This window comes from Algoriphagus mannitolivorans DSM 15301, from assembly GCF_000429425.1.
Lineage (GTDB): Bacteria > Bacteroidota > Bacteroidia > Cytophagales > Cyclobacteriaceae > Algoriphagus > Algoriphagus mannitolivorans.
Window position 1 is genome coordinate 323,606 of the sequence record NZ_AUBV01000007.1, and the last position, 10,709, is coordinate 334,314.

Here is a 10,709-nt window from a genome sequence, read left to right on the forward strand (position 1 = left end):
AACCAATCATGAAAAAATCTCCTTTACTTCTTTCAGTTATCCTCCTGACCATAGCCTGTTTATTACTGGCTTCTTGTGCCAAAAAGGAAGAAAAAATTGCCTCTGAGCCCCAAAAACCAAGGATTTCTATCGCTGAAATTGAAGAAGGAATCAAGGCTTATATCGACAAAACTTCCGCCGAAAACGGAGGTATTTTTCCGGTCAAAGATGAAAACCATGACCTGAAAATGAAGCTTGTTCGAGTACATACCGAATACCTATCCAATTTGGGCCCTGAAAGTCATTTCGCTTGTGTGGATTTGGTGGATGAATCTGGAGAAGTCTTTGATGTGGATTTTTTCATGGAAGGGAAGCCCGGAGAGATGAAGGTGACCCAGACTACCGTGCACAAACTGAATGGCAAGCCTTTTTACAGTTGGAAACAAAAGAAAGATAAAACCTGGTATCGAGTACCTATGGAACAGACAGACAATACCCTTTTGGGAGTCATTGAAGGAAAGGACAATTTCGAATTTTACTATACCGTAACGGTTCCTCATTTGAAAGAAAAGGCCAAAATCTGGATTCCCTTGGCGGAATCAGATCCTTTTCAGGAAGTGAAAGTCCTGGAAATCTCCACTCCGGTGAAAGCTCAGCGTCTAAATGATCCTGTGAATAAAAATACGCTGCTTTTTATGGAGTTGGGTCCCGAACAAAGCGGCACAGAAATTCAGATTTCCTATGCGGTACAGCGAAAGGAAAAAGGCCCTTACGAAGCTCCTGCCCCAAATCCTGAGATTGACCTAGCTTCAAACATCCTGATGCCGAAAGGAGGACGATTTGAAGAAATTGCCAAAGAAGCTTTGGGACCTAAAATCAGAGAATCCCATCTGATTCAAGCCCGTGCCTTGTACGATTACATCATTGATAACATGCGCTACATGAAGTTTGGGGATTTTGGCCGGGGAGATTCCAATTATGCCTGCGACTCCAAAACCGGTAATTGCTCTGAATTCCATTCCTTCTTTATTTCCTTGGCTAGATCGGTGGGAATTCCATCCCGATTTGCCATTGGTGCATCCATCCCATCCGACCGAAATGAAGGGGGAATCGATGGATACCATTGCTGGGCGGAATTCTATGCCGATGGAAAATGGTGGCCTGTGGACATCAGTGAGGCAAATAAATACACCGCCTTGGCCACCTATTATTTCGGAAGACATCCTGCCAACCGGATCGAATTAACCCGGGGTCGGGATTTACAAGTCAGCCCTTCTCCGGCATCTGGTCCGATCAATTTTCTGGCCTATCCTTATCTGGAGATTGCAGGGAAGGAAGTGAAAGCCCCTACCCGATTTACCTTCCAGCGAAAATCCTAAAACAAAAAAAGGGTTGCCGAAATGGCAACCCTTATTCTTTTAAGCTGATCTCCTTAAGCAGATGCAGTGCTGTCAGTAGCGGTGGAATCCTCCATCGGATGCTCTCCTTCCGGATGTTCACCTTCTGTAGGATGCTCACCTTCCATTTGTTCTGTAGCCTCTTCTGTGTTTTCATCTTTCTTTCCTCCGCAGGAAGTGAAAAGGGTTACAGATAAGAAAGCGGCTGCTGCCATAAGAGACAAGGATGTTCTGATTTTCTTCATAATTTGAATGTTTTAAGGTGGTTTTCTGATTGAATTTACAAAAAACTGTGATAAAGCAAGGAAAATTAAATTTTAATAAACCCTATTTGGCATCCTAACTTTTAAAATTATAGAGGACAACAAAGTTATTCCCCCAACCGACATAATAGCCGTTTCAACTCCCAATTTATCCGCAATTATGCCGGAAAGCAAAGCCCCAAAAGCATATCCCAAATCCCTCCAAAGTCGGAATACACCCAAGCTTTCTGCCCTTTGCTGAGGATGCGTTCTGGCGGCTATTGCTGTCATAAATGTGGGATAAACTAAAGCAGTCCCTAGTCCTAGAAAGCCTAATATTATCTTAAAAGACCAAGCAGAATCAAACCATACCAAACTCATAATTCCCAAGCCCTGAATCAACATCCCCCAAAAAAGTAATTTTTTATGGGAAAAATGATCGGCCATTTTCCCTGTAAATAATTGTCCCACTCCCCAAACTACTGGGTAAATCCCTGCTATCTCCCCGACTCCTTGTAGTCCAATGCCCTTTGCGATTAGAAATACCGGAAACAAACCCCAGATCATTCCATCATTCAGATTATTGACCAATCCTGCCTGAGTCACAGCACTCAGGCTTCGGTCTCTCCAGGTTGTATCCCAAAACACATGAGTTTTTTCAGGACTTGGGGCCTGAGCGGATTCTTGGTCCACAAACTTTTGGGTATCTCTTGCAAAAAATGAAAAAATCAAACCTAAAACTCCTATCCCTTCCATGACCCAGAAGGGAATCGGCCTAATTCCGAATTTTGCAGCCAAACTTGCACTAAGGATCGCTGTTAGTCCCAAAGCCAAATACCCCGAAAATTCATTAAGTCCCATGGCCAGCCCCCGGTCTTTTTCTCCGACCAAATCAATCTTCATCACCACCGTACTGGTCCAGGTCAATCCCTGACTAAAACCCAAAAGAATATTGGAAAATATGACCCAAATCCAGGATTCTGTGAAGTTTAAAATCAGAGGTACCGGCAAAACGACCAGCCATCCCAACAAGAGTAGATTTTTCCTTCCAAAATCAGCCGCAAATCGTCCCGAAAAGTAATTCATCATGGCCTTGCTCAAACCAAAGGCAGCAATGAAAGAAAGCATCGCTAAATGAGACTCAATCCCAAAAACCTCTACAGCAAACTTGGGAAACACTGTTCGCTCCATCCCGATGATCCCTCCTACAAAGGCATTAATCACCACCAACAAAGTAAACTGCTTCCAGTTGGCCCTAAGTCCTGAAATCTGCATCATCCATTTTGATTTGATTTCAAAGCTCCTGTAAACTGGAATAGATTCCTTTTACATATGTTAAAAAAATCACCGAAGACTGGAACGGATACGGCTCAAACTGACCTGAGTAATTCCCAAATAGGATGCAATGTATTTAAGGGGGATTTTTTGAATGATTTCCGGATGATCCGTGAGCAACTTTCGGTACCGTTCCTCTGCAGTCAAAAACTGAAGGTTTTCCAAGCGTTTAAGCGTCTCAACATAAGACCTTTGTACCAATTTATTGAAAAGCTTTTCTAAATCAGGATATTGATCAAAGAGCCTAAATAAAGCTTCGGAGGAAATTGCGACTACATTGGAGTTCTCCAAAGCTTGAATTGCCTTTTTACTGGGATTGCCGGTGAATAAACTTTCTGCCCTTATAATCAGATCATTTTCAAATGCGAAATACTCGGTTACTTCATGTCCATCTTTCAAATAGAAAATCCTTGCCGCTCCCGAAAAGACAAAATATACAGTCTTACAGGTGGCTCCGATTGCTTGAATTTCCTCATGCTTCTTAAAATACCTGAGCTGACAAAGAGGTTTAAGTGCCTCTGTAACCTGGAAGGAAAGCGGTTGAATCAGATTGAAAACATCAAATAAGGGTTTAAGTTGATCTGCCTGAAGCATTAGGTAAAATCTATATGAAGGTTTCCGCTCAAGTGAAAGGTAATTTTTTGGATGCTTACTGCTTAAAATAATCGATGTATTTCTTCTCTACAAATTTTTGAAATCTAGGCTTCTTTATTTTATATTTTCTAATTACGCCGACTTTCTTAACATGAAATCAAAAATTTCAAATACTCAATCTAATCTCGGCTTTAGCCTTCGGGGATTGGAAAATACCCGGATAGAATCCCTTAGCGACGGGGTTTTTGCGATAGCCATCGGTCTCCTGTTGTTATCAAGTTCCCCTCCCGAAACTTTTGCCGAACTGAAAATTTTTATTCAGGACTTTATTCCTTTTGCCGGGACGATTTCCATCCTGATGACGATTTGGTACCAGCATTATTTGTTCTTTATCCGTTTTGGGCTTCGGGATGCCAGCACTACCGCAATCAATACCATTTTGTTGTTTTTGGTCCTTTTTTATACCTACCCGCTCAAATTTCTTTTTCAGGTTTTGATTCAAATCTATAGATCACTTATTATGAACGATCGGGAGCTGATGAGTCAATTGTTTCAGGAAAAATTACCACTACAAGACGCTCCCGAATTGATGGTTATTTATGGATTGGGAGCATCGGCCATCTTTTTCGTATTCGTATGGCTCAATTACCGAGCACTGAAAAAAAGTCAGGACTTAAGTCTTAGCCCTTTGGAAGTCGCCCTTACCAAAAACAGCATCCTCATGAATAGTATAGCCGGGGGGATTCCCATGCTTTCAGGTTTATTTGCCTATTTCGAGTTGGCGGGATCTTACACCTTCATGTACTCCGGATTTATTTACTTACTCTACCCCTTACTCATGCCCTTAGCGGGTTACCTAGGCGGCAAAAAGCTTCAGGATTTTCAAAAAAATAACCACTGATCAAATAAACTCCTGATAGCCTTTCAAAGGCAATATTTTTAGTCCATGAAAACTGTCGTCATTTTTTTCATTCTCTGCTTTAGTTCGGCTATGGCTTTTTCCCAAACTCAGATCAGGGGGAAAATCCAGGATAAAACCCAAGGATTACCTTTGGAATTTGCCTCTGTGGCAGTATTTAAGGCCCAAGATAGCACTTTGGCTGATGGTGGCATTACGGATTTGGAAGGTAACTTTTCAATAGAAAAACTCCCGCCGGGAACCTACTACCTGACCGCTAGTTTTTTGGGATATGGCACCGAAACTATCTCAGGGATCAAACTGGAAAAAAATCAAAAATTGGACCTAGGGGTAATTTTCCTGGAAATCAATGCCCAAAATCTTCAGGGAATAGACGTACAAGGACAGCGGATTTCCACGGATTTCCGTCCTGAAAAGCAGAGCTTCTCTGCCGAAAACTTTGAAGCTTCCAGAGGTGGAACCGCTGCCGATGTTTTAAAAAACCTTCCCGGAGTGAGCATTAATGGCGAGGGAGCCTTGGCAATCCGGGGAAATACTGGATTTGTGGTCATGATTAACGGGCGGCCAACCCAAGGAGATCCTATGGCTCTTTTGGGTCAATTGCCCGCCAACAGCATTGAAAAGGTGGAATGGCTTTCCACACCGGGGGCTCAGTACGATTCGGAAGGAAAAGCTGGAATAATCAATATCGTGACCAAAAAAGGGGCAACAGATGGCCTTTACTTGCAAATCAACAGCCGCTTTGGTTTTCCCTCTATTGAGAATTATGACAACAAAGACACACAAAAACGCTTTGGGGGCGATATCAACCTGAATTACCTCAAAGGAAAATGGGACTTTTCCTTTGGAGCGAGCTACCAAAGAAATGATCAATCCGGTCGCCGTGTCGGGAATGTGTACACAATTGACGGGGACACGACGACCTTTTTCCCATCGGAAGGAGAAAGAAGCATCGATGAACTCAATTATTCCGGGAGATTTACATTGGGATACAATCCAAATGCCGCCAATTCCTTCAGTTTTGGGGTATATGCGGGAGTTCGGGATCGGGTGAGAACAGCGGACATTTTGTACTTTGACAATCGCCGGGAATTTTCTGGTGGGAAAAGCACCTCTTTCCAATACTTTAATGCCAACGATCAAAATCGCCGGGGTGACTTTGCCCTGGGGAGCTTGGACTTTTCTCATATTTTCCCCAACTCATCCAAGCTCAGCACCTCTATCCTCTACGAATACAGCATGCTTGGCGGGCCGACCATCAACCGGAACTTGGGTTTCCCAGACCTAGATTTTATTTACCAAGATGAGTACAATACCAATGATAACCCGCTCAAAGGATTCCGGTACAATCTGGATTATTCCTTCAAGCCAAGTCCTTGGGGAAAATTCCAAATAGGCTATCAATATCGGTTTTTGGATCATTTTGGAGACTTTCTCTACGAGCGGAAAAACAATGAAACTGGGATTTTCGAGATGGTCCCTGAATTTTCCAGTTCTGTAGATTTAAAACGGGTGATTCATGCAGGATATCTCCAGTGGGATAAAAAACAAGAAAAATGGTCCTTCGGAGCAGGTGTCCGAACCGAAATCATGGATCGGAAATTCCTCCTTCAGGATAAGACCGGTTTGGTAGATACCACCTATCGCTATGATTATATCCGGCCTTTTTTCAGTGGCAATATCAGCTATCAGGCAAAAGAGAATCTAAGCTGGAAACTCAACTTTACCCAGCGCGTGGAACGGGAGACAACCTTCAAAATGAACCCATTTCCGGAGAGAGAGCATTCCGAAACCTTGGAACAGGGCGATCCCAATGTCCTCCCAGAATTCATCAATACCCTGGAAACCGGAATTATTAAGACTTGGAAGGACAATAGCTTTTTTGCCACGGCCTATTTCACCCAAATCAACAACCTGGTCAACCGGGTGAATACTGTCTATAATGACACGATTCTCAACCGAATCTACTCCAACGTGGGTAGGGCTGAATCGGCCGGAATTGAGCTGGGAACTGAGATCTTTTTCTCTAAAAAGTGGAAAGGATATTTGGGCGGAAATGTGTACCACTACTCTATTCTCGGGAAATTTGACAATCGCCCCGTTGACCAAGCCTCATGGGTCTATTCCTATAACTTCAACACCACCTACAATTTCACCAAGACCCTGAGTTCACAGTTTACCTTGAATTACCTTTCCAAGCGAGTGACGGCACAGGGAGAAGACAGCCGATTCTATCAACCTTCTTTGAATATTCGAAAGACTTTTATGGAAGGGCAATTGGCGCTCAACCTGCTCTGGCAAAATATGGATTTAGGCTTGTTGAAATCCAATGAACAACGAATTACTACTTGGAGAGATGGTGAATTTTACACCACGACGAATTATATCTATGAAGTGGATGTGATTGTCCTGAACTTATCCTATACTTTGAACCGTTCTAAAAACCGGGCGAAATTTGTGAAGTCTGAGTTTGGAGAAAAGGAGTTTTAGGATTTCTGATGTCGGTTGTGGGTTGTCGGTTGTGGGTTGTATGTTGTCGGTTTTCTGAGTTTCTCAGGTAGGAAATTCGTCTAAAAAATGTCGCTTTTTATTACATTCATACTAAAGGTCTAGAATCGGTCGACTGTGGTCTGTGGACTGTTGACTGCAAACTGTGGACCGTTGACAAATAAAATGAACAACACCCTACTTATCAAAAACATGGTCTGTCCCCGCTGCATCGAAGCAGTGGCGGAAATTTTTGCCGAAGAAAATCTGGATGCCCAGGTGGAACTGGGAAAAGTCAGTTTGGCTCAGGAAATCACTACGCCTCAAAAGGAAAAGATTTCCGAATCCCTAAGAAAGCGGGGTTTTGAACTCCTGGAACCCGGAAAATCCGCGCTGATCTCCCGGATCAAAACCCTGATCATCGAACTGGTGCATCACAAAAGTGAAACCCTTCACGAAAACCTCTCCTCCTACTTATCCGAACAACTCCACCAAGAATATACCGGGCTGAGCAAGTTGTTTTCTTCCGTGGAGGGCATGACTATCGAACGCTTCTATACCCTGCAAAAGATTGAGAAAGTCAAGGAATACCTTTTTTACGATGAACTGAGCCTTTCCGAAATCGCCTACAGGATGAACTACAGCTCTGTGGCCTATCTCAGCGCCCAGTTCAAAAAAGAAACCGGCATGACCCCCAGTGAATTCAAAAAAAACGGGCAGGCCAATCGTAGAACCTTGGACAGGATCTAAGCCCAATCCCCAAAAAAACCAGAAAACAAACTATTTTTTCTTTTCTAAATAATTTCTCTTTTGAATATTTGAACTAAATCCTATCTTCAGAAGGATTTAAGGAAAAGATTTTTTGAATTTTTTTCAAAGATAAAAAGCCCAAATGGTGCACATACACATCCAAATATGGGCAATATGTATACCAAAGGTGCACAAATAAACAAGTTAGGTGCAACCCTATTTGACAGCACAACAACATTGAAACAGACAGTAAAAGACAGACAAAATGCCAACGCTTCGCAAAATAAAAAGAGCTGCAACCCGATACACAAGCCAACACTTGCAGCACATTTTATTTTGCCCAATCGCACCCAAGCCCACCAACCACCCGACAAGTGGGACGGTTGATAATTTGGACACGGTAATCGTCAATTAAAGAGCCAAAAATCGTAACTTGCCGACTTGAAAAACAAATAGATAAAAATGCTTTTTGAAGAATACACATATTTCACTTACCAGTTTCCAGAGCCACAATATTTGGGTGCTAAACACACTCATTTGGCTTGGATAAAAAAGTTTATACCTGACAATGTAAAAACAGCAATTGACGCATTTGCAGGTTCACAGTCGGTTGCGTTTCTGTTTAAACAACTTGGATACAAGACAATTACAAACGATTTTTTGAACTTCAACAACCAAATAGGATTAGCTTTAATTCAAAACAAAGACACAAAACTCAATGAAGATGATTTGAAAATTTTATTTGCTTCAGCAAATAACAAGAAGGATTTTGAATTGATTGAAAGCACTTTTACTAATGTGTTCTTTGAAAAAGAAGAAGCCGCTTTTTTAGATAATTTCAGGGCAAACATCTCCTTGCTTGACAATCCAATAAAGCAAGCAATTGCATTTGCAGTAATAAATCGCAGTATGACAAGGAAAATCACAATGGGGCATTTTGGTCATACGCAAGCATTGGTTTATGCAAATGATCCTGAAAGAATTAAACGAAATCGCAGTTTAGTAAGACCAATAAAAGAAATTTTTGAAGAACTGTTGCCTAAATACAACAATGCAGTGTTTGACAATAAACAAGATAATCAAAGTTTCCACAAAAACATTTTAGAGTTATTGCCGACAGTTGAGAATGTTGATTTAGCATATTTTGACCCGCCATATTGCGATAGTCACGCAGATTATCAAGGATTTTACCATCTGCTTGAAACGTATACCGAATATTGGAAAGACAAAAAATTTATTAATGGCATCAAACGATATGAGCCACAGCGTATAAGTGGGTTTGACAAAAAACGTGATGTTATAAATTCGTTTGTAAAACTATTTGAACTTTCAGAAGAAATCCCAAATTGGTTAATCAGTTACAACAATCGTAGTTATCCGGGAATTGAAGAATTTGAAAAACTAATTTCAAAATATAGAGATGTTAGGGTTGAAACAAAAACCTATCACAATGGCAGGGGTGGAAAAGGAAGCGTTGCAGGTAGTCAAGAAGTTTTGTTTGTCTGCAAACCAAAAAAGAAACATTTTGTAAAAACCAATCATTAACAGGAATTAGTAAATGAAGGACTTTAATTACTGGAAGAAACAACACGAAAGTGAAAAACTTGAAGAGTTTAGTAACGATACAATCGGATTGCTTTGGCTCAAAACAAAATCAATAGTTCGTAAAGAACTTATTGCTGAGTTTTTGAAAAGTAATTCAATCACTTTAAAGGAAACAGCTTTAGCCAAGCAATTTGTTGAGTTATTTGAGCTACTTTCAAAAGACCCAGTTAATTCCCATAAAATTTTAGATAACTTCATCAGAGAAGAAAACGGAAAACAAGTTGGTAAACTTGATACAGTTCAATTAGTTTCTGAACTCTATAAGCTGAAAAACTTTGATTGGGGTGGCGATTATCAAAACTCTTTGGACAAATATTTAGTGAGTCATTACGTCAAAGTTCACAAATCTTATGACACGCTTATTTCAAAGTTTGAAACCGAAATTAATATTGCCGTTCAAGGTTATGTTTTGAACAGTTGGTATAATCACTGGAGTAGCATTTTAATCGAACATATTTTTAAATCACACCCAACAGTTTTACCAACAGTAGGACAAATAAAGAGCGTTGATTTTTTCATCAACAATGTTCCTTTCGACTTGAAAGTAACTTATTTACCCGCTGAATACATAAAAGATAAACGCAAAGAAAAAGGTTACCCTGTTGAATTAACTTTTCTGAAAAAGAAAGCAGAAGAAGCTAAAATTGTTTTTGATAAAAAAGCGAAACCTGCTGACATCTTTTATGAAATAGTTGAAAAGATGAAAGACAGAAATGACGCTTTCTGTAATGATGTTTTGAATACTCTAAAAAAAGAGAAACTTGAAATTCTTAACGAAGTTCAAGCTAATCCAAAAGTTCTTGCGACTTGGCTATACGAAAATCAAGGTGAGATGCGATTTGGTTCTGAAAACCGCTTGTTTCTTGTGCTTGTGGACACGGACGACTTCAATAGTTCTTGGAAACTAAAAAGAAATCTCGACCTTTTAAAACCAACGATTATTTCATACTTAGATAATTTTGGAACTAAGAAAATTGACGACTTAAAGGTAAGTTTCAATTTCAAAGGTAAACCCCAAACATTTACTGCATTGACAGATATAATTTTTGTTGTAAAATAGCCAAGACATTTGGTGGCACATTTGCAAAACCACACAAGCCCACGCTAAAGCCAAGTTTTGCAAAAGAGCCACCAAGCCAACGCACCAAGACAGCAGTAAAATGGATAGACAACAACACGACAGAAAAGAAGGGCAGCACCTAACACGGGTTTTGCGTCAGGCGGGGTGACGTGCAAACATGGAGCTTTGTGCTTCTATTCAAGTTCAGTGCTGGTTGACCGTTTTGTGCTCCGAAACCCGCCCGAACTGTAAGCTTCCCCAAAAACTGGACAGTTTAAAAGACGACAAAGTCACTAACTTTAAACTGTATGAAGAAGTCAAGATTTACCGAAAGCCAGATC

General features: G+C 40.8%; 9 protein-coding genes. 6 read left to right on the forward strand and 3 right to left on the reverse strand.

Annotated elements, in window-relative coordinates; translation table 11 throughout:
- The first annotated feature begins 8 nt into the window (after nucleotides 1–8).
- Entirely contained in the window at nucleotides 9–1,358 is a 1,350-nt protein-coding gene (locus G458_RS0109765) for a transglutaminase-like domain-containing protein (protein WP_026951745.1), read from the forward strand.
- Nucleotides 1,359–1,411: 53 nt separating this feature from the next.
- On the opposite strand, the gene G458_RS0109770 is transcribed toward G458_RS0109765, so the two are convergent.
- From G458_RS0109770 to G458_RS0109780, 3 genes are all read right to left on the reverse strand, one after another.
- Entirely contained in the window at nucleotides 1,412–1,621 is a 210-nt protein-coding gene (locus tag G458_RS0109770) for a hypothetical protein (protein WP_026951746.1), read from the reverse strand.
- Nucleotides 1,622–1,693: 72 nt separating this feature from the next.
- Nucleotides 1,694–2,896 carry an MFS transporter gene (locus tag G458_RS0109775; protein ID WP_026951747.1) on the reverse strand — a complete coding sequence of 401 codons (1,203 nt, stop codon included), beginning with the start codon at nucleotides 2,894–2,896 and terminating at the stop codon, nucleotides 1,694–1,696.
- 66 nt (nucleotides 2,897–2,962) lie between these two features.
- Nucleotides 2,963–3,547, reverse strand: a complete 585-nt coding sequence (locus G458_RS0109780) for a Crp/Fnr family transcriptional regulator (protein WP_026951748.1) — start codon at nucleotides 3,545–3,547, stop codon at nucleotides 2,963–2,965.
- 151 nt (nucleotides 3,548–3,698) lie between these two features.
- Here G458_RS0109780 and G458_RS0109785 point away from each other — a divergent pair, with 151 nt between their 5' ends.
- From G458_RS0109785 to G458_RS0109810, 5 genes are all read left to right on the forward strand, one after another.
- Nucleotides 3,699–4,448 (forward strand): TMEM175 family protein, encoded by a 750-nt coding sequence (locus G458_RS0109785; RefSeq protein WP_026951749.1) that lies wholly within the window; start codon nucleotides 3,699–3,701, stop codon nucleotides 4,446–4,448.
- Between the two features lie 45 nt (nucleotides 4,449–4,493).
- Nucleotides 4,494–6,956 (forward strand): TonB-dependent receptor domain-containing protein, encoded by a 2,463-nt coding sequence (locus G458_RS0109790; RefSeq protein ID WP_026951750.1) that lies wholly within the window; start codon nucleotides 4,494–4,496, stop codon nucleotides 6,954–6,956.
- 183 nt (nucleotides 6,957–7,139) lie between these two features.
- Nucleotides 7,140–7,703 (forward strand): helix-turn-helix domain-containing protein, encoded by a 564-nt coding sequence (locus G458_RS0109795; RefSeq protein ID WP_026951751.1) that lies wholly within the window; start codon nucleotides 7,140–7,142, stop codon nucleotides 7,701–7,703.
- A 462-nt stretch (nucleotides 7,704–8,165) separates the two neighbouring features.
- On the forward strand, nucleotides 8,166–9,248 hold the full coding sequence (locus G458_RS0109805; protein ID WP_026951753.1) for a DNA adenine methylase: 1,083 nt from the start codon (nucleotides 8,166–8,168) through the stop codon (nucleotides 9,246–9,248).
- Nucleotides 9,249–9,261: 13 nt separating this feature from the next.
- Nucleotides 9,262–10,368 carry a hypothetical protein gene (locus tag G458_RS0109810; RefSeq protein WP_026951754.1) on the forward strand — a complete coding sequence of 369 codons (1,107 nt, stop codon included), beginning with the start codon at nucleotides 9,262–9,264 and terminating at the stop codon, nucleotides 10,366–10,368.
- The last annotated feature ends 341 nt before the right edge of the window (nucleotides 10,369–10,709 follow it).

Excerpts from the sequence above, each read along its gene's own strand:
- G458_RS0109790 (WP_026951750.1), top strand. The coding sequence starts at position 4,494 with ATGAAAACTGTCGTCATTTTTTTCATTCTCTGCTTTAGTTCGGCTATG.
- G458_RS0109780 (WP_026951748.1), bottom strand. The coding sequence starts at position 3,547 with ATGCTTCAGGCAGATCAACTTAAACCCTTATTTGATGTTTTCAATCTG.
- G458_RS0109810 (WP_026951754.1), top strand. The coding sequence starts at position 9,262 with ATGAAGGACTTTAATTACTGGAAGAAACAACACGAAAGTGAAAAACTT.
- G458_RS0109805 (WP_026951753.1), top strand. The coding sequence starts at position 8,166 with ATGCTTTTTGAAGAATACACATATTTCACTTACCAGTTTCCAGAGCCA.
- G458_RS0109765 (WP_026951745.1), top strand. The coding sequence starts at position 9 with ATGAAAAAATCTCCTTTACTTCTTTCAGTTATCCTCCTGACCATAGCC.
- G458_RS0109770 (WP_026951746.1), bottom strand. The coding sequence starts at position 1,621 with ATGAAGAAAATCAGAACATCCTTGTCTCTTATGGCAGCAGCCGCTTTC.
- G458_RS0109775 (WP_026951747.1), bottom strand. The coding sequence starts at position 2,896 with ATGATGCAGATTTCAGGACTTAGGGCCAACTGGAAGCAGTTTACTTTG.
- G458_RS0109785 (WP_026951749.1), top strand. The coding sequence starts at position 3,699 with ATGAAATCAAAAATTTCAAATACTCAATCTAATCTCGGCTTTAGCCTT.
- G458_RS0109795 (WP_026951751.1), top strand. The coding sequence starts at position 7,140 with ATGAACAACACCCTACTTATCAAAAACATGGTCTGTCCCCGCTGCATC.